The sequence below is a fragment of the Desulfuromonas soudanensis genome (assembly GCF_001278055.1).
GTDB classification, from domain to species: domain Bacteria; phylum Desulfobacterota; class Desulfuromonadia; order Desulfuromonadales; family WTL; genus Deferrimonas; species Deferrimonas soudanensis.
In genome coordinates this window covers 510,708-534,652 of record NZ_CP010802.1, presented here as the reverse complement: position 1 = coordinate 534,652, position 23,945 = coordinate 510,708, and the positions used below count along the sequence as shown (strand labels likewise).

Sequence of the window (23,945 nt, the reverse complement as noted above, 5' to 3'; positions counted from 1 at the left end):
CTTGACAAGGACAATTTTTTGTGTAAAATTTCGTTTCAATAACGACAACTCAATCAAACAACGATTAACTCGAGAGGGGAAGCATTCATGGAAATCGTCATCAAGGGTACCCATGGTCAAGTTGCAACATTTTTCAAAGAACTGTGTTCAGGAGGAAACAGCTCAGAAATCCTGATCCGACTTGCTGAAGCAGGCATTTTATCGACGCTCGAAGAAAGAGATGATGATGCTATTTACCAAGTATTTGAAGGTGTGGGCTGGGAAACCTTCCAATTGGCCCACCTCCTCTTTCTTCACGGGAAGGATGATGCCAAGGGACGCTTCTTGACCCTTGAGCAACTTGAGGCCATCCCCTTGGGCAACTCGAATGCCCTATTGGAGAGAAGCATTTCCGCAAGGGTTGGAGGCGCTAAAAAAGTTTGTAAGCGCCTTGGATTGAAAGACTTTATTTTGGATATCAAAATGATGCCCAAAGGGGAAAAGCGTTACTATCTATCGTCTGACGCCATTTCAACGTTTGAACAGTTCCTTGCTGACGTTAACGAAGACTACAAAGAATGGCTTGAAGAGATGAAATACCAATACCCGAAGTAATCCAACAGCTCCGAATGCCTCTGAGCAAACAGCATGGAAGAAAAACGATGCCACTTTATGGCTTCGCAGACCCAAGGAGGTGTTCTTTGAGTGTGGGCAGCATTTCCTTTTTCAAACCTCGGGATTCTGCTGCAGGGGCACTTGTGCGAGGAAATCCTCTTGCCATTTACCGGCATCCAGGACAGAAGACCGCCGACCTCTAGCCATCTATTTATTTAGCGCACCTGCTTCGGGAGTAGGGGGTCGGAGGTTCAAATCCTCTCACCCCGACCATTTTTTTCGATAAGTTTCACCGGCTTTTGTGCCCGAACACGCAAGCCGCAAATAACACAAAAAACGCCTACGGTCCCGTTACGGTCCGGAGGCGTTTTTTCTTTTGTCCCCCCTATTCCCCTTGGAAAACCGGTTCCGGGGAACAAAGAAGCCGGCCCCGGCTCCGCCACCCGAATAATTTCCCCGCTCCCCCCGCAATTGTCCAAAGACCGAACTTGCCACACCGGAGCATCCTCTCCTTCCTGCAATTCCCGCTCTTCACTTGACGATAAAGGTCACTTCCGGGGAGCGCAACCGCACTCCGCCGGCAAGGGACACCTCCGCCTGCGCCCGATGCGGACCCCGGCGCAGCGGCCAGAGGAAGCGCCATTCCCCGGCGCCGCTGCGACCGACGACCGCCCCGTCGATGCGCCACACCGTCGCCTGCGGCGCCAGGTCCGCGGGGAGTTCAAGGGCAAAACTTTCCAGCTGGTCGGGAATGCGCGGATCGCTGGCAATGGCCAGCCCCTCGGTCGGCTGGACGAGAGCGAAGGTCGCCGGCGCGGCGTCCGGCAGCGCTGGGGTCGAGGTCCTGTCGTGCTCGGTGCAGGGGGGGGGCTGCCCCCCCGGCGCAAACCATTCCTGCAGGCTTGAACAATAAGGGCCGGCCAACCCGCCGCTTTTACGGCAGACGTTCAGGGTCATCAGGCGGGGGCTGAGAAAGAGGGGCGCCCCTTCCTGGTGCCGGGCCAGTTCGGCGAAGACCGAGCGCAGGACCAGCGCCGGTCCGGCGGCGCCGGTGACGTCGCGCATGGGCCGCCGATCGAGATTCCCCATCCAGACCCCGACCACGTAGCGGTGGTTGAAACCGATGGACCAGGCATCGCAATAGTCGGTGGAAGTTCCGGTCTTGACTGCCGTCTGCAGCGGCAGGTTGAGCACGCTGCCCCGGCCGAATTCGAGGCGCCGGGCCTCGGGATCGGAGAGGATGTCGCCGATGAGCGAGGCGCTCTCGGCCGAGAAGATCCGTTGTCGCGCCTCCGGCGGCGCCGTCCCGAGTTGGGCGGTCAGCGGGCGGTAGACGCCGCCATCGGCGAGGGCGGCGTAGGCGCGGGTCAGTTCCAGCAGGGAGACTTCGCCGTTGCCGAGGGCGAGGCCGAGACCGTAGACCTCCGCCGGGCGGCTCAGGCTGGACAGGCCGAGGCGGTGGAGGAGGTCGAGAAAAGGCTGCTGGCCGATCTTCTCGATGGTGCGCACCGCCGGCGTGTTGAGCGAATTGCCGAGACATTCGCGCAGACGCAGCGGCCCGTAGAAGTTGCGACTGTAGTTGCGAAAGGCATGCAGGCCGGTGCCGACGGCTCCGGAGATCGGCGCATCGTCGATCACCGTGGCGGCGTTCCACCCCTGATCCAGCGCCGCGGCGTAGAGGAACGGCTTGAGGGTCGAGCCGGGCTGGCGCGGAGTGAGGATTGCGTCGATCATGCTCTCTGCCAAGTGCGGGTCGTCACCGCCGCCGTTGACCCAGGCGAGGATCTCGCCGCGCAGGTGATCGAGCACCAGCACCGCGCCGTCGCCGACGTCTCGCCCCTTCAAGTCGCGCAGCCGGGTGTCGAGGATGGTCTGCACCTGCGCCTGCAGCGAGGCGTCGAGGGTGGTGTCGAGCCGCGGGCCGCGCACCCTGGCGGTCGCCGCCCCCTCGGAGGTTAAAAAACGGACGAAATGCCCGGCCGCCACCGGTAGCGTCGGCGCGTGCAGCTCCAGCGGCGCCGCCGCCAGCTCCAGCGGATCGAGACCGGGAAGTTGCCCGGCCTGCTGCATGCTTGCGGCCAGGAGCGCCACCCGACGGCGCAGATCGTCACCCCCCTCGCGCGGATTGAGCCGGGCCGGAGCGCGCACCATCACCGCCAGGGCCAGCATCTCCATCGGCGAGAGCGTCGAAAGATCGCGATCGAACCAGCCGCGCGCCGCCTGCGCCACCCCGCGCCGCCTGCGGGAGTAAGGGACCTGATTGAGATAGAATTCGAGGATCTGCCCCTTGGAAAAACGCCTCTCCAGGCACTGCGCCTCCCACCCTTCGAGCCAGCGCGACCAGAGGGTGCGCGGCCGGGGATGGAGCATGCGCACCGTCTGCTCGCTGATCGTGCTCGCCCCGCGCACCGCCCTGAAGGCTCTGACGTTCTGCCAGAGCGCATGCAGCCGTGCCCGCCAGTCGACGCCGTGGTGGGCGTAGAAGCGCCGGTCCTCGGCCATGACGAAGGCCTGGCGCAAAAGCTGCGGGATGGCCTCGAGGGGGACGATCTCCTGCAGGTTCCAGTCGTTCTCATAGGTCACCGACAACGGGATCCCGTGCCGGTCGCGCACCTGCACCCGGCGGACGTCGTCGCTGTCGGGGGCGAGACGCTCCGGCAGCGGTTGCAGGCCGATCCGGGTGGCGACGGCGAGAAGGGCGGCGAGGCCGAGGAGGATAGAGAGGGTGAGGCGCAGGCGTTTCATGGGACCTTTCGTAAGGGTACCACCCCCCGACCCCCTCCTTGGCTAAGGAGGGGGAGTTTTTTGCTCCCCTCCTGGTTCAGGAGGGGCTGGGGGTGGTCAGGTTCTCGCTGAAGTGCTTTGTTATCTCCGGGTAGCTTCGAAGGTCATCGACCACCCCCCGACCCCCTCCTTAGCCAAGGAGGGGGAGTTTTTTTCTCCCCTCCTATCTTAGGAGGGGCCGGGGGTGGTAGGTCATCGCTCTTGATCTCTTCCAAAATTCGCTCGCAGACAACCTCAATGTCCACGTAAACCTCCGAATTCAAAAAACGCAAAACCTTAATCCGCAGAGCGTTCAGATAGGCCGTTCGCTCCCGATCATACGCGATCGCATCGTCGGAGAAGTGCGAATCGCCGTCGAGTTCTATCGCCAGCCGTGCTGCCGGGCAGTAAAAATCGAGGATATACGACCCGACACTGTGCTGCCGGCGAAATTTGTAACCACCGAGATTGCTGCGCTGCAAGCGGCTCCATAGGAGTTTTTCCGCTGGCGTGACATTGTTGCGCAGTTCTTTTCGGCGGGATTTCAGAATCGGTCGATTGTGAATCATGAACCACCCCAACTGCTTTTACCACCCCCCGACCCCCTCCTGGTTCAGGAGGGGCTGGGGGTGGTCAATACCCGCTCGGCGAGAAGTGCATGAAGTCCTTCTGCCTCCCGGCGATCTCCCCGCCCCAGCGCAGCCCGGCCTCACCCAGGGCCATGACCGCCGCACCGTTGGCGCTCATCCCGCCGGGTGCGTCGGGTTGCCAGCGGCCGCCAAGAAGCAGCCGGCAGTCGGGACCGAAGTCGATGCAGCGGTCGTAGAGGCCGTTGAGTTCGGCGTTGACGTCGAGGGCGACGCCGAAAGAGTGGTTGCTGAAGACGGTGCGCAGCCCCTCGGCATCGGTCGGCCCGCGGGTCATGCCGACCCGATAGCCGGTGAGGCTGTTAAGAGGTACGCCGCTTTCGGCGAGCCGCTCAAGGGTCGCCTCGATCCGTGGTGCGAGCTTGCGGCAGAGGCGGATAGGGGGAAGTCCCGCCACCTCGATCCACCTCTGGTCCTCCTCGCAGACGCTGCAGCCGGTGGCGGCGTCGACCTCTTCCGGACGCAGGTCAGCGTAGGCAAGACGGACAGTGTGGTGATCGACGGCACGTTTTAGAGGGACGCTCCAGCGGTAGGTGGTGTAGGTGCAAGTGTCAGGAGACTCCTCGGCCGTGGCTCTCTGGGGGGAGAGGGTTAGCAGGAGGAGGATGAGGAGAGCTGGGTGCATGGGGGGCCTGTGGGGGTTGTTAAAATGGTTCCAATTGGGGACAACATGGTCCGCGAAAATGTAGTGAACTATTGTGACTTATTCCCTCTCTCCGTAAGGGAGAAAAAAGTTCAGGCTTGAACGTTCCCCTGGAGCCGATAGTTGGCCTTGACGAACTCCGTGCACTCAGCCGCGTGGGTCATGGAAATCAAGTGACCACCATCAATCAGAAGATCGACAGCTTCTGGCGGCGGGATCACGAAGTCTTGCCTTCCGTGAAGTCGTACGACAGTTGTCCTGCTCTGACCGAGTCCCTCCCACTTAAAGATGGCGGCACACATTGCCCTAAGGAATGGCGCCTCGGCGCTGGAGAACATCTGCGCCAACTCCACTGGGATCTTTCCCGCCGAAATCCGGAGCCAATCGACCGGAGCAAGCTGAGCCAGCGGATGAAGAACCGCGAGCAACCTACTGATCTCCTCTTTTCGGACAGCGCTGCCGATCAAATACAATCGGGAAATCTTCCGGATCTTGGTGATCTCGCAGGCAACCATACCGCCGAGCGACGCCCCGATCAAAGTATCGCCATCGTTGATCCGGCAAAAGTCGCACATCGAGCGTGCTATCCCACTCAGGCTTCGCTCCCCCGAGTAACGCACCCAATCGTGAGCTACAAAATCCTGAATGCTTGGCCAGGGTTCCGGGTACATCCTGCGGTCGGCGCCCATGCCTGGCAGTGCGTGAATCATGAACCACCCCCGCCCCCTCTACAGTCAAAAAGGGGTGTGTTTTGCCCCCCTCCTGGTTCAGGAGGGGCCGGGGGTGGTCAGGCGATTAACCACCCCCCGGCCCCCTCCTTAAAAAAGGAGGGGGAGCTTTATCCGGAAAATCCAACCGGGCGCAGCACGCAGCGCCCCTACAAAAACACCCGGTAATCGCTCACCTGCAACGCCTCGGCAAGCTTGCGTGCCCGCTCCTTGCCGATGGAGCGCTTGCCGCTCTCCATCTCCGAAATGTGCCGCTGCGGAATGCCGGTGGTCTCGGCGAGCCGGCGCTGGGTCAGCCCCTCGCGACGGCGAGCGCCGCGCAAGGCAGCGCCGAGCGGGTTGACGCCGTATTCGGGGAAGGCCTCGGCGATGGTTAAAATATTCGAGAAGTTTTTCATGCCGTCTTCACTCCATTCGTCGACGCAGAGACCTGCGAGGTTTTCAAAACCTCGCAGGTCTGGCCCACCCCGCCGCGATCACTCCTTCTCCACCTTCAACACCGCCGGCACCCCGCGCCCGAAGACGTCGGGATCGTACATCTCCTCGGCCTTGACCGGCAGAACGGTGAACTCACCCGGGGCGATGGCCTGGGCGACGTAGGAGAGGTGGTAGTTGCCGGCCGACAGGTATTCGGAGTAGAAGCGTGCCGCATGGTGGCGGAGTTCGCGGTGGTAGAAGCTCCAGAAGGAGTAGCCGTATTCGTGCCAGTCGTCGCGGCTGAACCAGAAGGCGCCGCCGGCGAAGGGGACCTCGCCCTTGTCGGCATCGACGTTGGAGGTGGTGGCGAGGTCGCGGTTGACCGGCTCGAGGCCGCCGGGGACCGGGTCGTCGACGACGACGAAGTTGCGCGCTGCCGGCAGCGACAGGTAGATGTCGACCCGCACCAGCTCGCCGCTTTTGATCGTCATGGGGCTGCTCAGCAGCTCCCACTTCCCATGGCGCTCGACGCTGTATTCGCGGCGGATCTCGATGCCGGCATTGGCCGGTTTGGCCGCCAGCACCAGCGGCGCCCAGGTCAGGCGCGCGGCGTAGTAGAGGCGCCCCTCTCCTTCCTTCTCCAGGCGCACCGTGGCGCTGCGGCCGGGGTCGGAGGGGAGGAGCGGGCGCTCCAGGGTCCGGGCCGGATCGGTGAAGGCGGCAAAGGCGGCGCGGCCGAACTCCTTCCCGTCGAGGCGGGCGGTCAGCTTCATCGCCGGCGTCTCTTTTTCGTAGAGCCGGCTGTACTCGATGAGGGCGTTCATGCAGAACATGTTCTCCTGGGTACTCTCCCAGCGATCGCGCTGACCGCGTCCCTGGGTGATGGTGCGCACCAGTTTGAAGGGGATGTCGGAGACCAGCCGCGCCCCGTCCGGAGTCTCGGCGTAGGCGAGAAGGGCCGAGAGGATAGCGCCGTTTTCGCGCAACGGCGAGGCATGGATGCGCGCGTAGCCGTCGGAGAGTGTTTCGCTGAAGATGAACTTGCCGCCGGTCTGGTTGGCGTGGGCGAGGATCTGCCGCGCCGCCTCGGCACGCAGCTCCTCGGTGCCGGAAACGGCGAGCAAAGCCTGCAGGTAGTGGGCCTTGCCGAAGAGGCTCATCTCCACGAGATGGGGACGGAAGCGCCCGAGGTCGGCGCGAGTCACCTTGCCGTGGGGGGCGAGGGCCGCCAGCGCCACCGCCCGCACCGTCGAAGCCATGCCGCGGTCATAGAAGGAGGGAAGTTCGTCGCGCCGCAGCAGCTCCTGCAAATAGCCGTGCAGCTTCTCCTCCACCGGGGCCGGGATGGCATGGCCGGCGGCGCGCAGCCAGTTGAAGGCAATAGCGGTATAAGCACTTAAATAAGGACTGACGTACTCGTCCTGCGGGACGTAGTAGACCATGCCGCCGTTCGGGGCCTGGTGGGCGGCGGCGAGGGACAAAGTCTCCCCGGGGAGGCCTTCGGCGCCGGGCCAGGAGAAATCGGCGGGGAGCCAGGGGCGCAGTTGCACGTAATGGGAGGCCATCACCCCCTTGGTCAGCTTCTGCTCCCAGCAGATGTAGGGGTAGTCGCGCAGGTAGTCGAAGGCGCCGAGGAGGTTGCCGATCACCGTCGGCGCCAGCACCACGCTGACGCTGCCGACGTCGGTACGGATTTCCTGCGGCACGGCGATGTGCTCCTCGACGCTCTCCGCGGTGGTGGTGCCGTAGGTGGCGGCGGTTTCCAGGACGATCTGTTTGCGCACCGGCACCGTCGCCTCGGTGAGGTCGCCGTCGAGTTTGTCATAGGCGCGGGCAGTCAGGCGTATCTCGCCGCTCCCCCGGGCCTCGACCGGCAGGCGCAGCTCGACCCGCTTGTAGGGCGGGGCGACCACCGTCAGCTCCAGAGTCGAAGGAGCTGCCACCGCCCCTTCGGCCGTCAGCTTGACCGTCAGGGTGCGCTCTGCCTTGGTGCGATTCATCACCGTGAAGCCGGCCGAGAAACGATCCCCGGAGAGAACCTGATTGGGGAGCGCCGGGCGCAGTTCGGTCGGACGGTTGACCTGGAAGCTGGCATCCCCGAGTCCCATCCGGTCGCCGGGGGTCACCGCCAGGGCGAGAATCCGCCAGCCGGTGAGGTTGTCCGGCACCTCGAAGCTGACCCGCGCCTTCCCGTCGGCGTCGGTGAGCACCGAAGGGTTCCAGTAGGCGACGAACTTGAACAGGGAGCGCATCGCCAGATCCCCCCCGCCGTCGCCGCCGGGGCTCGCCCCCTTCTTCTCGAATTTCTGCCGGCCGACCAGCTGCATAAGGAGATTGAAGTTGCGCAGATCGAGACCGTCGAGGCGATAGAAGCCCTTGTAGACGTCGTAGTAGTCACGCCCCCCCTGGATCAGGTCGAGAACCGCCTCGTCGAGGACGACGATCGCCAGCTCCGTCGACCCCAGATCGGCGTCCTGCTGCCGCGGCGCCACCTGCAGGTCGACCGTCACCTTTTCGCGCGGCTTGTAGACCTCGCGGTCGGCTGTGGCGGTGACGACCAGTTCCTTGTAGGGATCGAGCACTTCGGTCTTCACCGTACCGATGCGGAAGGCCGGCTTGCCGAGATCGACCTGGTTTTCCAGCGGCTTGTCGACCCGCGGCGAGAAGACCGTCACCGAGAGATAGAACCCGGGGACGTAGTCGGGTTCGACCGGCACCTCGATCACCGCGGTCCCTTCATCGAAGGTCTGAACCCAGCTCTTGAGGATGCCGTAGCGCTCCACCGTGATCAGCGCCCGGCAACCGGGAAAGGGGTTCTGCACCAGGTAGCGCGCCGTGTCCCCGACCTTGAGCTCCTCCTTCTCCGGGACAATCGTCAGGGAACTGCTGTTCGCCCCCTCCCAGAGGACGGCGCCGCTCCCCGTCCCCCAGCGCTCGATGCGGGTCGTATGGACGCGGCCGGCGGTATCGGCGATGGTGGCGCTGATTTCGTAGAGACCGGGGCGATCAGGGACGATGCTAACGCTCGCCGGCGCGCCGCCGGGGGGCAGGTCGAAGGATTCAAGGTCGACCCAGCTGTGCTCGTAGCGGGTGAGGTAGGCGTTCCCCGCCCCCTTGACTCGGGCGGCGGTGGTGACCCGCACCCGGACCGTAAGTTTGACCGGGGTGCCGGTGACCGGCTCGCCGAATTCGTCGACCACCAGCGCCTCGATCCGCGCCGGTTTCCCCTGCTGCAGGATCCAGTCGCTCTGACGCAGTCCGACGAAGCGGGTGCGGCCGACAAAGCGTGCCCCCGCCTCGCCGGCCACGAACTTGCCGCGGTCGTCGCGTACCGCGCTCTCTACGCGCAGCCGGCCGTAAAGGACCTGCGGCGTATCGACGCGAAAGGTCGTACTCAGATCGCCGGCGCTGTCGAGGCTGGCTTCGCTCTGATGCACGGTCTGGGTTTCGGTGTTCCCCGACCAGGTGTCGAAATCGAAATCGCGCGCCAGTCGATCCTTGCTGACAAAGGGGGTCGGCGTCAGTTGTGCGGTCACCCGGCTGCCGGCGTCGGCATAGGGGCCGCCGGCGTGCAGCCGGGCATGGGTCGTTACCCTGACCGTCTCGCCGGCGCGGAAGAGTTCGCCGTCGAGTTCGGTTCCGACCTTGAAGGGCGCCGGGGTGAAGTCGCTGACCAGCACCCGCATCGGCTGCCACTCGCCGCCGAAGTCGGAGGTGAGCTCGAAGCGGTACCAGCCGACCGGGGCATTGGTCGGCACGGTGAACTCGCCGCTGAAGGCGCCGAATTCAGAGAGGGTCAGATCCTCCACAGAAAAGGCGGTCTGATCCATCGGATCGACGACCTTGAGGGTGTACTTGGCCGCCGGCGGCGGCGCCACGAAGCGGCGATTGTCCTGGTTGCGCAGATAGAGCTTGTACTGGATGGTGTCGCCGGCCCGGTAGACCCCCTGCGCCGTCGTCCCCCAGGCGTGGATGTGGCCGAATTTGCGCCGCAGGGAACTGTAGTTCTCTTCGCCGTCCCCCTCATAGGCATTGCCGTTGACGAACTCGTTTGACAGCGGCATCAGCGCCAGATCCTCCCCCTTGTCGCAACGCACGACCAGAACGTTGCCCCGCCAGGAATTCAGGCTGTGCAGATCGGGGTCGAGCTCTTCGATGCCGGGGAGGAGGACCAGTCCGCTTTCGTCGCTGATCCCGCCGGCCAGGACCACGGGCGTCGCCGTCAGTCCGGGCCAGGCGGCGCGGTAGATGCTGAGCCTGGCGCCTACCACAGGCTGGCCGGTGGCATAATCGGTGACCCAGACCAGGGAATTGAAATGCCCGAACTTGACCTGCAGATTAAAGGGGGTGACCTGGGCAAAGAAGGAGGTGTTGCCGACATATCGCGGCGCGGGAACGGTGGAGAAAGCGCCCGCCACCGCCCCGGAAGGGGCATCGAGGAGCCGGCGCAGGTCGAGGGGGACGCGAAAGGCCGTATCCACCCCCTCGCTGAAGGTCAGGGAGTTATGCAGCCCGTCCCGTTTTCCGCTTGCGGTCAGGGACGACCCCTGCAGGTCGATCCGCTCAATATTGCGGATTTCGATCGGCACCTCGCTGTCCACCCCCTTCTCCAGGACGGAAACTCCATGACCGAAGGAGTAATCCGGGCGGTAGTGGTCGGTGAAGAACATCTGCCGGATATCCTGCGGCAGGGGCCGGTCGAAGACGTCGCGCAGGTCGGCGGCGGCGGCCAGAATCGTCAGCGGCTGATACGGCGGGCGCGCGAAGGGGAAGTATTCGTCGTAATGCTCGCCCGAGCGATGAGGCCAACCGACGGCGTAATCGCCCCCCTCGGCGCGATAGGCCAGGGTCTCCTCCTTGTCGGTCTGCGGAGGGAGGGTCTTGAGCCCGGCGCGCAGGACCTCCCGGGCGATCGGTGCGGAAAAGCGCAGGGAGACCGGAGCGTGAGGGGAGCAGAACCTGCCGTTTTCCGGAGGGGACCCCGCCGGGAAGAAGACCGCCTTGCCGGCGTTGTCCTGGCAGGCCAGACCGAGATAGGCGAACGCCGGAAAGGTGTCGAAACGCACCAGGGACCGTTGCTCGTTGCCGGGGAGGGGGCCTCCGGCCGCCGCCACCCCCGGCTCGATCAGAAGTTCGACGCCGGTATCGAGAGGGAACTCCTGTTGCGGCGCCACGTACCATATCTCTCCCGCGCGCGGCGCCTCGTCCAACAGGGACTTGGCAAATTCCCAGACGGTGCGCTCCACCCCCGGTTGCGGCAGCCCGTCGCGCGTGGCGCTGACCTCGGCGCCCAGACGCCCTTCGGCGGCGGTGGCAAAGTACAGGTGCCGCGCCACGGAGTCGACATCGACCGGCTGGTTGAAGCGCACCCGGAGGATCGGCATACCGGGGGAGCGCCAGGCGGTAAAGGAGGTGTCGACGATGCGCGGCCGGACGGTGGTGAAGGTGTGGGTGACCGTCTGCTCCAGGGTCGCGCCGTCCTCGGTGGCGATCCCCGGCGCCACATGCACGGTGTAGCGGGTGGCGGGGCGCATCGCCTCCTTCTCGCCCAGCTGGCAGGCAAGGGAGCTGGTATCGAGCCAGCGCCATTCGCAACCCAGCTCCGGATCGATCGTCACCGGGATCTCCGCCGCATCGCGCTCCATCCGGCCGACCGGCACCACCGGCCGGCTGAAGCGCAGAACCAGTTGCCGCGCCGGCGGCACCTCCTCGCCGCCCGGGTTGATGGCAAGGAGTTCGAGCGGCCCGCTGCCGCTGTTGAACTCGGCCGAATCGAACACTGCCAGCAGGGGTTGGGGGAGGGCGAGGAGGAACAGGACGGTGAGCAGGACGCGAAGCAGGTGCATGACGGGCCTCCCGAATAATGAGTTCTCTCTGCATGGCATTAAAATTTGTTCTCAAACGGGACACTAGCACAGCACCTGCCCCTCTTCAAGAAGTGATCGCGGAGAAGCAGGCCACGACCAACCGGCCGAAGAGGGATCCGCCGGGGAGGAGATCGTTCCAGACAAAGAAGCCCCCCCGGCTGACCGGGGGGGCTTCTTAAGGAATAGCTGACCAGAGAAATCGGGTCAGGTGCTTCTCTTTATTGTGCCGGCGGAGCGAAGGGGGTCAGGTCGGCAAAGAGGATGTAGGCGTCGACAAACGGCTGCTTGATCGCCAGGGTGCCGGTCATCTTGATCGCCGCCGGGTCTCCGCTTTCCAGGGCCGCCGCAAAGTTGTCGAGGGCGGCTCTTTCCTTGACCAACAGCGAATAATAGAGCTGCATCTTCTCGTTGCTGAAACCCCACATCCCCGGATCGACCGGGCATTTTTCGACCTTTGTCCACGCCTTTTCGGCGATTTTGTAGGTGGCGGTCACATCTTCGATGAGTGCAGGGGACATCGGCTGGGTCTTCAGGGCGATGACGATGTACTCCATCGGACCGTGATAGGTGGTCATCGCGTCGGTGATGAACTTGGGAAAGCCGTTGTGGGTCCGCAGCTCGAGCATGGTCATCCGCACCCCTTCCAGGGCTTCGTGGGCCAGGATCAGGGTCGCAGGATTGGCCGGCGTGACCGAAGCGACGATGGCTTCGGCGTCCTGGATGGCGTACTCGGCGGTATCGAGGTAGACCTGCCAGTTGTTGTAGTTGGGCTTGTAGTCATAGTAAGCCAATTTAAAGGCGTTCCATTCGGAACGCAAAATCATCATCCCTTTTTTTGCGGGAAGAAGCATGTCGGCCTGGTTGGTGAAAAAGAGCGGCGGAATGTAGGCCTTCTCGAGGTTGATCATGTCCTGCAACAACACTTCATCCCTGGCGCTGGCCGTACCGGCGAACAGACCGATTGCGCACAGCGCGGCAAGCAGAACTCTCATCGATTTTTTCAGCATCTTTTCCTCCTGTGGCCGCCCGGGGGATCCGTGGCGGGATTGTGATAGGGTCTTTCAGGCGACGCGGATTCCGCTGGAAAACAAAAAACCCCCACTTCCTGAAGAAGATGGGGGGAAGAAGCAATCCAGGCCCCTCTCTTCGGCATCCCGGCTATCCGCACCTGCGGACCCGTGGCTTTGCGTCACCAGATCGCTCTGGTTTTGCCCTTTTCCGAGAATTTTCCCGTAAGTTGTGTGGGAATTCTAAACGTCTATCGCGCCGCAATCAAGCACTTTATTTCAATATTACGAAAATGGAATGCATCTGCTTGCAGAGGCCGCTCACCCCGATCCCTCTTAGGGTTTCAGGGGTGAGGGACAAGCAAAGGCTCGCACTCCGGGGACTCATTCTCGAGCAGCATTTTGAACTCCTCGCCTCTGAGCACCTCTGAAAATTGCCGGGTCAACTGAGGGTCGAACTGACTCCCGGAACAGGAGAGAAGTTCCGCCACAGCGTCCTGCGGCGTCAGTTTGACCCGGTATACCCGCCGTGACGTCATGGTGTCGAAGGCATCGGCGATGGCGACAATTCGGGCCAGAACGGGGATGTCGGTGCCGGTGAGTCCATCCGGGTAGCCGCTGCCGTCATATCGTTCATGGTGGCTTCGGATGCAGTCCACAATCATCTGGATTTTATTATTATTGCTCAGCCCGATAATGCGCTCGCCCTTGATCGGATGTTGGCGAATCATCTCGATCTCTTCGCTGTTGAGCGCTTCGGGCTTGTTGAGAATCGTGTCGGGGATGCCGATCTTGCCGATGTCGTGCAAAATGCTGCCGAGTTCGAGCATCTCGAGTTCCAGCTTCCCCAGCCCCGCCCTCTTCCCCAGGGCCATGGAAAAATCGGTCACTCGGGAGGAATGTCCGTAGGTGTAAGCATCCCTTTCATCGAGAGCGATGGAGAGCGACTGAACAATATCGATAAAGAGCCTCTTTTGTTCTTCGCGTTTTTCCCGGCAACTGACGCGGTTGGAGGAGAGGAGCATCCCGATCACCCCGCCGATAATGGTCGGAAGGATGTAACCGCTCAGGGGCCTGGTCACCTCGATCAAGTTGCTTTGCAGGTAGGCAAGAAGGTTCATCGCCAGCACGGAGCCCACCAGGGTCAGGTAGGTCATCGGGTATCTGAAGACGCTCAGCGAAATGATAAACATGCCTCCCCTCCTGTCGGCAGCCCGTCGTTAAAAAACGGGCCAGTTCCAAGCAACGCACCGGAAGATCAAAAACTCTCCAAACCGGCAGCGGAAAGACGACCGGCCGACACCGAATGGCTTTTTCTCCCCGCCTGGGGGAGAGCCTTGACCGCCACCGGCTGGAGCCGTGAGTTCCCCATGCGGAAGAATCCGGCCATCTGTTCCAGTTGTGTCGCCTGGGCCGACAACTCCTCGGCCGTCGAAGCCATTTCCTCAGCCGCGGCGGCATTCTGCTGGATCACTTCGTCGAGTTTGAAAATAGCGGTGTTCACCTGTTCGGCGCCACTCTCCTGCTCCCGGCTTGCCGCCACGATTTCCTGCACCAGTTCGGCGGTTTTACGGATATTGGGGACCAGCTTCTCCAGCTGGGCCGCCGCCTTCTCGGCCACGGCCATACTGCTGGAGGACATGCCTGAGATCCGGGCCGCCGCCGTCTGGCTCCGTTCCGCCAGCTTCCTCACTTCGGCTGCGACAACGGCAAAACCCCGGCCATGCTCCCCGGCCCGCGCCGCCTCTATGGCGGCATTGAGGGCCAGCAGGTTTGTCTGCCGGGCGATCTCTTCGATGATCGAAATGTTCCGGGTAATATCGGTCATCGCCTCCGATGTCTGGCGCACCGCCTCTCCGCCCAGCGCCGCGTCCCGCGCCGCCTCTTCGGAGATGAGGCCGGTTTTCCTGGCATTTTCGGCGCTTTGCCGAACGTTGGCCAACATCTCCTCCATGGCCGAGGAGACCTCCTCGGCCGAAGCCGCCTGATGGGAGCTCCCGTCGGAGAGGTTTTGACAGGAGAGGGAAATCTGATTCGATCCCTTGGCGACATGGCCCGTGGCATCGAGAAGATTTTCGGCGATACGGCCGAGGCTGGCGACCATTTCATTCAACGCCTTGCCCAGGGTGTCCTTATCCGAGGCGAGAATCACCGAAACGTTGAGATCCCCCTCGGCAATGGATTCGGCGACCCGGGAGCGTTGCAGCATACTTTCCGCCAGGGCATTCAACTCCTTTCCGACCTCGCCGATTTCGTCCCGGTTCACCCGGTCGAGCCGGTTACTCTCGGAAACGTCTCCCTCACCGAGACGCTGCACCATGGCATGAACCCGTCGCAGGGGACGCACCAGCAACCGATCGGACAACCAGCTGATCAGGAGGGCCGAGGTCAGGAAAACGCCAAGAAACATCCCGACCTGAACGCTCGAATTTTTCCGGGCCCCGGCGCTGTTATTCAAAATCGTCTCTTCGACCCGCAGTCGAAGGGCCTGCGCCGTCCTGTCGAATTCCTGGCGCAACAGCTGCTGCTGCTGCCCCGTCTTCTCGATCCGGGCATAGAGGTTGTCATCGCTTTGGCCCGCAGCCAAAAGGCGGTAGGCCTCGAGAGCCTGATCGTTGTAGACCGAAAATTCCCCCTGCAGATTTTCCAGCTCCAGGCGCAGGAAGTCTCCCGCCGACAGGAGAAGGCCGAAGGCCTTCAGAATCTCTTCCCCCGACTTTGCGGCCTGGTCAATAGCCCCTTCGTCTCCCACCAGCACGGCATCTTCAAAGAGGCCGATCTGCTTGCTGAACAGGGCGGCAATTTCTGCCCCCTGCAGGGAGCGGGGGAAATCGACGCGCGCCATCTGTTCGAGATCGGCGACCAGCACAGTGCTCGAGCGATAGGTTATAGCCGTCGAGAAGGCAAAGCCCAAAAGCGCCAACCCCACGCAGTACCAGATCTTGGCCCGTATGTTTGTCGCATAGATCATCGTCGCAACCTTGCCCGAAGGGCGCCCCGTGACCGGGGCGCCGGAGCCTTTATTGAATGGGGAGCGCCTTGACCGAATCGTCGAGGGCGGCGCGGGAGATATAGCCGATACCCCGGGGATCGATGGCAATGAACTTCTTCATTTCGGCGTCATCCTTGACCTCGATCGGCGGCCGCCCGGTGCCGGTAAACAGCGCCTTTTTCCAATAGGTGGCAAACTGCTGTCCGGTCTTGCTGAGTACCTTGCCGGTGAAATCTTCCCTGACGGCGTAGTCATACTGGCTGTAGAGGATGATCTTCTCGCCGTTGTCCCAGGATTTTTTATTACCGAGATAGATCATCTTGGCGTCCTGGGCGCTGAGGGAAGAAACGGGGTTGTTCTTGTTGACCACCAGCACGATGTCTCCGGCGACGGCCGAGGAGGCGAAAACCATCAAGACAAAAAACGACAGGATAATTATATTTTTCATGCTCATCTCTCCTAGAAGTTGTACGACATCTTGACGGCGTAATAATCCCAATCCTGCTGCAGCTTCGAGGGGTCGTTGACCGTCGTCATGAACAGAGCCGCGCCATCAACGGTGTGGTATTCGGCCTTGATCAGCCAGTTGGGGTTGATGTCGTAGCGAACCCCGACACCGAAATCCTTGCGCCAGGCGAAAAAATCCTGCCGGTCGGGACTGGTGGCGGCAAACTCCTTGCCGTTTCGGTCGTCCTTGTCCGAATAGTAGACGTCGTAGAGGAGGGAGAGGGTCAGGCTGTCGAAAAAGGTGTAGGCACCCATCACGTAACCGGACTGGGAGGTCGCATCCGTAGCCACCCGGCCGTTGAAGGTCTGCTCCCGTTCGGTCTCCGAGTACTCGCTTGCCAAAAAGAAGTCGCCGAGGGTGTATTCAAGGGAGGCGACCCAGGTCAGCTTATTGTCGAGGGAGCCGGTGAGCCGGGTGGGCACAAGGATCTGGAGGGGATCCCCGGTCGCCACGACGGTCGGAGAAATGGAACGGTTGAGGACGTAGTCGATATCGTTTTTGACCGTCAGCACCGAGCCGCCGAGGCGCAGGCCGTCGAGGGCGGTGTTCAGGACAAGGGACGCCCCGGCGATGTAGTCGTTGTTAACGTCCAGAGTCGTGATATTGATCTGCTTTGCGTAGGCCAGAGCTGCAGCCTGCGAGCCAAGAACCGGCACCAGGGTCGGTATGACGGCCTGCCGCGTGGTGAATGTGCCGTTCTGCACCAACGCAGTATTCAGCAAGGCATCGTCATCGATGTTGATGCCGCCGCCAAAAGCGTGATAGTCGAAATAGCCGAGCGGCCCCGCCGGCAGGCTGCCGTAGAGTCCGGCGCCCTGGTAGGCGACCAGGAGATCGCGCTTGGTTTCGTCGTAGATGCTCTGCGGTAAAAAGACCATCGGCCGCAGCAGGTCGGTGTCGCGCCCTTCGTTGTAAAGGCCCAGGGGGAGTTTGACCTTACCGACCCGCAGGCCGAGATAATCGTTGTGGCTGTAATCGGCAAAGCCCCAGTCGAGCTTCACCTCGCCGTTGCCGACGTCGCCGAGATCCCGGGAGAGGAACTGCACACCGACGCGCAGGGAGTCGTTGACCTGGCTGGAGAGGACGACGCCGGCTTCGGTAAACTGGGCGGTGCCCTCTTCCGAATCGCCGGTCAGAAAGTTGTTGTCATTGCTCTTCAGGTAGCCCTGAGAAATAAAACCATGCACAGAGACGTCCGGGACTTCAAACGCCCCGGCCGACCATGGCGACAGGAAGATCAGAACCAACAGACACCGCACAGCCTTCATCTTTAATTCCTCCTTGTAGTGGAACCAATGTTCCGTTGCCAATTGACCGACTCTCCGAATAAAAAAACGCCCACTTTTCGAAACCGAAAGTGAGCGCCCATGAATTGCCTGCATGGCTCTTTCTCTTCGGCAGTCCGACCATCCGCGGGGGATTCGTAACTTTGCGTCCCCGGGTCGCCCCGGGTTTGCCCTTATCGGAGAATCAATATGTTTTCATAAGCAAATGCACACCGTATGCCATATTTTCTATATTCGGGCACCCGGATAGTGACCGACATTATTATATCTGTGATTTTCTACGGTTATCCTTGCAACTTTTTTTAACCAGAAAATTACACATTGTACGGCGACTCATCGTACATCCCTCCGAGGTGTCAAAAGACGTACGTCGTCTTCAAAGCACTTGACGCTTTTTGCTCCTCCCCTGTCCGCTCCGAAAGTTTAGGGGAGACTCAAAACTTTGACTTGCATCCGCATCCGGTCTAAATTGCTGATAGTCCCGGGGCACGACCATTTAAAAGCGTATTATCCCTGCCCTTAAACCGTCTGGACCGCCCATGAAATCCCTGATGGCCTGTCACGAGTGCGACCTGTTGCAGCGCATTCCCCCGGTTTCCGAGGGGCGGGTGGCGCTGTGCAGCCGCTGCGGCGCGGTCCTCTTTCGCCCCAAACGCAACAGCCTCGACCGGACCATCGCCTTGAACCTGACCGGAATCCTTCTCTATGCGGTGGCGGTCAGCTTCCCCTTTCTGGCCTTGAAGACCCAGGGGTTCGTCCGGGAGGCCGCTCTGCTCACCGGCATGAAGGTCCTTTACCAGCAGGGGATGAGCGGACTGGCCCTGGTGGTCGTCCTCACCTGCATCCTCTTCCCGCTGATTGAGATGCTCAGCCTCCTCTACATCCTCCTCCCCCTCAAATTCGGGGGGACGCTGCCGGGGGCCGCCCGTCTGTTTCACTCGGTCCAGGTGCTCAAACCCTGGGGGATGATGGAGGTGTTCATGCTCGGCATCCTGGTGTCGATGGTCAAACTGGCCAAGATGGCCACCATCATCCCCGGGACAGCCCTGTGGGCCTTCGTTCTCCTGATCTTCGTGCTGGCGGGGTCAGCCGTCAGCCTCGATTCCCATCTGGTGTGGGAGAAACTGGACCGCCGCCCATGAGTCCTGCGCCCCTGACCGCCCGAGAAGCGAATCTGATCGGCTGCCGCCTCTGCCATCTCCTTATCCCGATGCCGAAGGAGCCCGGACACTGCCCGCGCTGCGGTGCCCGGCTCCATCAGCGGCAGCCCAACAGCATCGCCCGCTCCTGGGCCCTGCTGATCGCCGCCATGATCCTTTACCTTCCGGCCAATCTGTTGCCGATCACCATCTCTTCGTCGCTGGGGACCAGCCAGTCCGATACGATCCTGAGCGGGGTCCTCTACCTGCTGAATTCCGGGTCCTGGGCCATTGCCCTGGTGATTTTTGTCGCCAGCCTCTTTGTCCCGCTGATGAAGATGGTGATCCTGGTCTTTTTGCTGGTGTCCGTGCACCGACGGTCCCGCTGGCGTCCGAAAGACCGCACCCGGCTCTACCGCCTGACCGAACTGGTCGGACGCTGGTCGATGGTGGATATCTACGTGGTGACGATCATGGTGGCGCTGGTCCGGCTGGGAGCCCTGGCCAACGTCGATGCCGGCCCCGGAGCCGCCTATTTTGCCGCCGTGGTGATCCTCACCATGTTCGCCGCAGAGAGTTTTGATCCCCGGTTGATCTGGGACCGAATGGAGGATTGTGATGAGTGAAGAGCTTTCCCGGTACGACCGGATGGAGGAGCTGCCTGAGGCGGAGATCAAACCGAAAATGGGGTTTTCCATCGTCTGGCTGATCCCCATTTTGGCCCTCGTCATCGGCGGCTGGCTGGTTTACAAGGCCTGGTCGGAAAAAGGGCCGGTGGTCACCCTCACCCTCAAGAGCGCCGAAGGGCTGGAGGCGGGAAAGACCAAGGTCAAGTACAAGGACGTCGATATCGGCCAGGTCGAGGAGATCTCCCTCAGCGAGGATATTTCGACGGTGATCGTCAAGCTGCAGATGCAGGATGGCGCCGAATCCTTTTTGACCGACCGGACCCGTTTCTGGGTGGTCCGGGCGCGGGTCGCCGCGGGCAAGGTTTCGGGGCTGGGGACGATCTTTTCCGGAGCCTACATCGGCATCGATCCGGTCAAAGAGGGGAAACCGACCCTGGAATTTGTCGGTCTCGAAGAGCCTCCCCTGGTGACGACAGACACCCCCGGGCGCCTCTTCACGCTCAAGGCTGCCGGACTCGGTTCCCTCGACATCGGCTCGCCGGTCTATTACCGGGAGATCGAAGTCGGTCAGGTGGTTCAATACGGATTCGACGAAAGCGGCCGGGCCGTCGACATCAAAATCTTCATCCAGACGCCGCACGATCGCCAGGTCACCGACAACACCCGCTTCTGGAATGCCAGTGGCATCGACATGAGCCTCGATGCCACCGGCATCAAGGTCGATACCCAGTCCTTGATCTCGATCATGCTCGGCGGCATTGCTTTTGATGACGGGTCCGATCCCCTGGCCGCTGAACCGGCGGCGGAGAACACGGCCTTTCCGCTCTATGCCAACAAGGATGAGACCACCAAGGAGAACTACACCAATCAAAATTATTTCCTGATTTACTTCAATCAATCGGTGCGGGGTTTGAGTGTCGGCTCCCCCGTCGAATTCCGGGGGATCAAGCTCGGCGAAGTGATCGACATTCATGCCGTTGTCGATGACAAGACCCGGGTTTTCCGCATCCCGGTCACCGTAGCCATCAAACCGGAACGGATTCACGGGTTCGGGGCGGCGGCGAAATCGACCCGGGAGGACCTGCGCAAATATGTCGATCGAGGGTTCCGGGCCGTATTGCGCAGCGGCAACCTGGTGACCGGTCAACTCTTCGTCGATCTCGACTTTTTCCCCGACGACCCGCCGCGGGAACTGACCTTCGAGGGGACATACCCGGTGATTCCTTCGCGGACGACGGAAATCAAGGAAATAACCGAGAGCATTGCCGAGATCGTCAAGAAATTCGAAAAGATACCCATTGATGAAATCGGCGCGGATCTGCAGCGGACGATCCTGGCGACGACGGCGACCATGAACCGGATCGAGCGTCTGGCCGGCCGGTTTGATGCCGAGACCGTCCCCGCCATGACCGAGGCGCTCGAATCCCTCCGATCGACCCTGGCCGATCTGGAAGCCGGGCTCGGCAGCGACTCGCCGGTCAACTTCCAGCTGCGCGAGGCGCTGGGGGATTTCTCCGAGATGACCCGGTCGCTCCGGGGACTGACCGATTACCTCGAACGGCACCCTGAATCATTGATCTTCGGAAAAGAGGGAGACCAGCCATGAATCGATGGATTTGCAAAGGGGTTTACCCGGCGCTGGCCGGGCTTCTCTTTATGCCGCTTGCCGGCTGCGGAAAACCTTCGCCGCCGGTGACTTACTACAACCTGGTCCCGACGGCGACGGCGGCACCGCCATCCCCTCCGACCCTCTCCGACACCCTCGCCGTGGGAGTCGGTCCGGTCTCCTTCCCCGAGTCCCTGGAGCGGGCGCAGATAGCCGTGCGCATCGACGAGCAGCGGCTCAAATTTTCCGAATTCCATCGCTGGAGCGGTTCGCTGGCCGAAGATTTCGCCAGAGTCTTACTTGAGGACCTCTCCGCCTCTCTCCCCGGGACAGCCCGGCTGGCGATCTACCCCTGGGGGCAGTATTTTCATCCGACCCGCCGGGTGATAATCGATGTGCGGCGCTTCGACGGCACCCCAGGTGGAGAAGCGGTCCTGGAAGCCCGCTGGACCGTCTCCGACGGCGAGGGGAAGATCCTCTTCGGGAGCCGCAAATCGGTGATCAGGACCTCCGCCGCAGGGGATGATTTTTTGAATCTGGTGAAGGCGCAAAGCGAGTCGGTCGCCGAACTGGCCCGGGAGATTGCGCTGGCGTTGACAGGTCCGTAAACCGGAAGGGACCCCTCTCCTGCCGGCGGCAAGGGCGGGAAACCGAGGCAATCGGGAGTATAAAAAAACACGGCAGACGGCCCCTTCCGGAGGCGTCTGCCGTGTTTTTTATCCAGGACCAGACGGGGAAAACTCCCCCGGCCCGCCCTCAAAGAGGGACGAATATCCCTTATCGACGCTCTTTGATGATCCCGTCGTCGTCGGAGATAATGACTTCGACCCGGCGATTCAACTGCCGTCCCACGGCCGTTTCGTTGTTGGCCACCGGAAACGATTCCCCATAGCCGCGCACGGCAATCCGCTCCGCTTCGACGCCGGCGGCGATCAATGCGGCACGCACCGTATTGGCCCGCCGCTCCGACAGGTCAAGGTTGAAAGCGTCGGACCCAACGCTGTCGGTAAAGCCTTCCACCAGCAATTTCCGCTTCGGGTAGGTTTTCATGAAGTCGGCGATCTTGCTGACCGTAACCACCGCTCCCCCCTTGAGTTCTGCCTTTCCCGTATCGAAGAGGACGTCCCCGAGGGTAATGACCAGGCCGCGGTCGGATTTAATCGCCTGCAACTGGGCGACTTCGGCCTCAAGCTCTTTGGCGCGCATTTCGGCAGCCCTCATCTCGGCTGCGGCCTGCTCGGCCTCCGTCGTTTTGACAGCAAGAAGAGCGGTCTGTTTCTGCGCCTCCTGGCGGGCCAGTTCTGCGGACTGGGTCGCTTCCCGGGCTTCCATTGCCGACTCCCGGGCACGTCTTTCGGCCAGTTCGGCCTCGCTGGTTCGGGCCTCAAGGAGGACCTTGGCGCGGTCGCTGCTGGCCGCCTCGATACGCTCTTCGGCTAACTTTTGAAGGGCCGTCTCCCTGGCGATGGCCGTGCGTTGCAGGGCAAGATAGGCGTGGTGGCTGACGTCGGCCGGTTCGGCATCGGCCTTCCACAGACTTTCGGCCGTCTGCAGGGACGTTTCGGCCGTCTGTAACCCCAGGGGGGCGTTTTTAACGACGACAGGGTCCATTTTCGCTGCCGCGAAAGAAGACTGGGCATTCTCCAGATCGGCATTCTTCATCGGTGCGGCACAACCGGCCAGAACGACACAGGCCAGCCCGGTAAGAGCCAGGGAAAAAACAAATCGACTGGTGCGATTCATGAAAAACCTCCAGGTAAGGGTCAAGGGTGGGGTTGGGATCAAGGCTTGGCCTTGCGTTCGATTTCCATCTTAAGGATCTGGATACTCTCCTGCAGTTCGGCAACGGTCTTCTGGGCCTTGGCGGTCCGCGCCTTGGCTTCGGCCAACTGAGCGTCAACTTCGGCCTGTTCGGCCCATTGCAGGGCCTTTTTGTTCTCTTCCCTCGCCAGTGCCGCCCGGGCTTCGGTCAGCTTTTCCCGGGCCAGGCGCATTTCCACGGGGGCGAACTCAACGGCTCCGGACGCTTCGGCCTGGTTAATGGCCGCCTCCGAAAGGGCCAGATTCTGGGTCGGCGGCGGGAAATTGGCCGCACAACCGACGAGTGACAGAGCGACGAGGGACAATAAAAGCAGGTGGAACCAGGACAGTGTACGCATCTTTCCTCCTTGTTTTCTCTGGGTGGTTTAAAGGGGTTCTATCCCCCCATGGCTTAGGTAAGAGAAGTTTCCAGCCGTCAAGGGAATCGGGCAGGCTATTATTAAAAAGACTTACAGCAATCGTGCCAAGAGAGCGGTCAGGCGCCAAGTGGCCGAAAATACAAGGTAAACAAAGATATTACTGATAACCTCAAGATGAATGATATCAAAGAATTCGTCTCATACAACAGATCCGCCAAATGCAGCGGCATCTAGGAGGGGGAGGAGGAACTCTCCTTTACACCACCGACCCGATCTCCTGGGCGAATTTTTCCCTTAAGCCGGATCACCCCGCTCGTCGGCTTGCTTTCCGAAATTCATCTGACATACTTATCAGCATCTTCAGCGCGCTTGTGCAAGATTTACGGCTCCCACCTATATCGATAGGTCCCCTTCCGGGGACAATCCACCGAGACGTCCAAGGCCCGGCGGATTTTGGGGCATCGCCTTGAACTTGCACAGCAAAAAGGTTCTAAAAAGGAGCGACGAACATGGCAGAGGGTAAGGTCAAGTGGTTCAACGACGCGAAAGGTTTCGGTTTCATCGAGCAGGACAATGGACCGGATGTTTTTGTTCATTTTTCTGAAGTGCAGGGCGAGGGTTTCAAATCTCTGGTCGAAGGTGACCGCGTGACCTTTGAGGTCACCCAGGGTCAAAAAGGACCCCAGGCGTCCAACGTCCGGAAAATATAGTCAAAGCGCCAAACCTTCACGGCTAAAAAAAAGCTAAAGGCCCCTAAGTCTTGGAACTTAGGGGCCTTTGGCTTTTTTAAACGACCGGAGGGAGTTTGTCCTAAAGCAAGGCAGCGGAGACGCCGGCAGGGAGAATCGCCGGGAAAATCCGATTTGCCGTACTCATTCCATCCCCCCGGATTGGAGGCCGCAATAGCCATCCGATCCCCCAGACATCAGGGGAGAACTC

18 protein-coding genes, 1 pseudogene and 2 riboswitches are annotated in these 23,945 nt (G+C 61.5%); of the genes and pseudogenes, 6 read left to right on the top strand and 13 right to left on the bottom strand.

What is annotated here, in order from left to right; translation table 11 throughout:
- The first annotated feature begins 87 nt into the window (after positions 1-87).
- Positions 88-594: a hypothetical protein gene (locus DSOUD_RS02305; protein WP_053549483.1), complete on the top strand. Its 507-nt coding sequence runs from the start codon at positions 88-90 to the stop codon at positions 592-594.
- A 531-nt stretch (positions 595-1,125) separates the two neighbouring features.
- Here DSOUD_RS02305 and DSOUD_RS02300 read toward each other — a convergent pair.
- From DSOUD_RS02300 to DSOUD_RS02250, 11 genes and pseudogenes are all read right to left on the bottom strand, one after another.
- A complete protein-coding gene (locus DSOUD_RS02300) occupies positions 1,126-3,339 on the bottom strand; it encodes a transglycosylase domain-containing protein (protein WP_053549482.1) in 2,214 nt (737 codons plus the stop codon).
- 143 nt (positions 3,340-3,482) lie between these two features.
- On the bottom strand, positions 3,483-3,926 hold the full coding sequence (locus tag DSOUD_RS02295) for an endonuclease domain-containing protein (RefSeq protein ID WP_082351379.1): 444 nt from the start codon (positions 3,924-3,926) through the stop codon (positions 3,483-3,485).
- Positions 3,927-3,990: 64 nt separating this feature from the next.
- Positions 3,991-4,629, bottom strand: a complete 639-nt coding sequence (locus DSOUD_RS02290; RefSeq protein ID WP_053549481.1) for a M15 family metallopeptidase — start codon at positions 4,627-4,629, stop codon at positions 3,991-3,993.
- A 110-nt stretch (positions 4,630-4,739) separates the two neighbouring features.
- Positions 4,740-5,357 carry an alpha/beta fold hydrolase gene (locus DSOUD_RS02285; protein ID WP_053549480.1) on the bottom strand — a complete coding sequence of 206 codons (618 nt, stop codon included), beginning with the start codon at positions 5,355-5,357 and terminating at the stop codon, positions 4,740-4,742.
- Positions 5,358-5,524: 167 nt separating this feature from the next.
- Positions 5,525-5,740, bottom strand: a pseudogene (locus DSOUD_RS02280) (helix-turn-helix domain-containing protein); the annotation flags it as partial.
- A 111-nt stretch (positions 5,741-5,851) separates the two neighbouring features.
- Positions 5,852-11,638 (bottom strand): alpha-2-macroglobulin family protein, encoded by a 5,787-nt coding sequence (locus DSOUD_RS02275; RefSeq protein ID WP_053549478.1) that lies wholly within the window; start codon positions 11,636-11,638, stop codon positions 5,852-5,854.
- 239 nt (positions 11,639-11,877) lie between these two features.
- Positions 11,878-12,666, bottom strand: a complete 789-nt coding sequence (locus DSOUD_RS02270; protein ID WP_053549477.1) for a hypothetical protein — start codon at positions 12,664-12,666, stop codon at positions 11,878-11,880.
- Between the two features lie 138 nt (positions 12,667-12,804).
- Positions 12,805-12,882, bottom strand: a riboswitch (cyclic di-GMP riboswitch).
- A gap of 128 nt (positions 12,883-13,010) precedes the next feature.
- Positions 13,011-13,859, bottom strand: coding sequence for an HD-GYP domain-containing protein (locus tag DSOUD_RS02265; RefSeq protein WP_053549476.1), 849 nt, complete (start codon positions 13,857-13,859; stop codon positions 13,011-13,013).
- Positions 13,860-13,924: 65 nt separating this feature from the next.
- On the bottom strand, positions 13,925-15,637 hold the full coding sequence (locus DSOUD_RS02260; protein ID WP_053549475.1) for a methyl-accepting chemotaxis protein: 1,713 nt from the start codon (positions 15,635-15,637) through the stop codon (positions 13,925-13,927).
- 49 nt (positions 15,638-15,686) lie between these two features.
- Positions 15,687-16,106, bottom strand: coding sequence for a type 2 periplasmic-binding domain-containing protein (locus DSOUD_RS02255; RefSeq protein WP_053549474.1), 420 nt, complete (start codon positions 16,104-16,106; stop codon positions 15,687-15,689).
- An 11-nt stretch (positions 16,107-16,117) separates the two neighbouring features.
- Positions 16,118-17,434, bottom strand: coding sequence for a hypothetical protein (locus DSOUD_RS02250; RefSeq protein ID WP_053549473.1), 1,317 nt, complete (start codon positions 17,432-17,434; stop codon positions 16,118-16,120).
- A 125-nt stretch (positions 17,435-17,559) separates the two neighbouring features.
- Positions 17,560-17,634, bottom strand: a riboswitch (cyclic di-GMP riboswitch).
- A gap of 357 nt (positions 17,635-17,991) precedes the next feature.
- Here DSOUD_RS02250 and DSOUD_RS02245 point away from each other — a divergent pair.
- Genes DSOUD_RS02245 through DSOUD_RS02230 form a run of 4 tightly spaced genes read left to right on the top strand, consistent with a single transcriptional unit; the run spans position 17,992 to position 21,434 of the window.
- The gene (locus tag DSOUD_RS02245) at positions 17,992-18,594 is read left to right on the top strand and encodes a paraquat-inducible protein A (protein ID WP_053549472.1); all 603 of its coding nucleotides are present in this window, start codon (positions 17,992-17,994) and stop codon (positions 18,592-18,594) included.
- Positions 18,591-19,217: a paraquat-inducible protein A gene (locus DSOUD_RS02240; RefSeq protein WP_053549471.1), complete on the top strand. Its 627-nt coding sequence runs from the start codon at positions 18,591-18,593 to the stop codon at positions 19,215-19,217. The genes DSOUD_RS02245 and DSOUD_RS02240 overlap by 4 nt, the downstream gene beginning before the upstream one ends.
- A complete protein-coding gene (locus DSOUD_RS02235; RefSeq protein ID WP_053549470.1) occupies positions 19,210-20,826 on the top strand; it encodes a PqiB family protein in 1,617 nt (538 codons plus the stop codon). The genes DSOUD_RS02240 and DSOUD_RS02235 overlap by 8 nt, the downstream gene beginning before the upstream one ends.
- Positions 20,823-21,434: a PqiC family protein gene (locus DSOUD_RS02230; protein WP_053549469.1), complete on the top strand. Its 612-nt coding sequence runs from the start codon at positions 20,823-20,825 to the stop codon at positions 21,432-21,434. Before DSOUD_RS02235 ends, DSOUD_RS02230 begins: the two co-directional genes overlap by 4 nt.
- Before the next feature lie 169 nt (positions 21,435-21,603).
- Here the strand turns inward: DSOUD_RS02230 and DSOUD_RS02225 are convergent, their stop codons facing one another.
- Positions 21,604-22,569, bottom strand: a complete 966-nt coding sequence (locus DSOUD_RS02225) for an OmpA family protein (protein ID WP_053549468.1) — start codon at positions 22,567-22,569, stop codon at positions 21,604-21,606.
- 38 nt (positions 22,570-22,607) lie between these two features.
- Positions 22,608-22,985 carry a DUF4398 domain-containing protein gene (locus DSOUD_RS02220; RefSeq protein ID WP_053549467.1) on the bottom strand — a complete coding sequence of 126 codons (378 nt, stop codon included), beginning with the start codon at positions 22,983-22,985 and terminating at the stop codon, positions 22,608-22,610.
- A 530-nt stretch (positions 22,986-23,515) separates the two neighbouring features.
- On the opposite strand from DSOUD_RS02220, the gene DSOUD_RS02215 reads away from it, so the two are divergent.
- The gene (locus tag DSOUD_RS02215; RefSeq protein WP_053549466.1) at positions 23,516-23,716 is read left to right on the top strand and encodes a cold-shock protein; all 201 of its coding nucleotides are present in this window, start codon (positions 23,516-23,518) and stop codon (positions 23,714-23,716) included.
- The last annotated feature ends 229 nt before the right edge of the window (positions 23,717-23,945 follow it).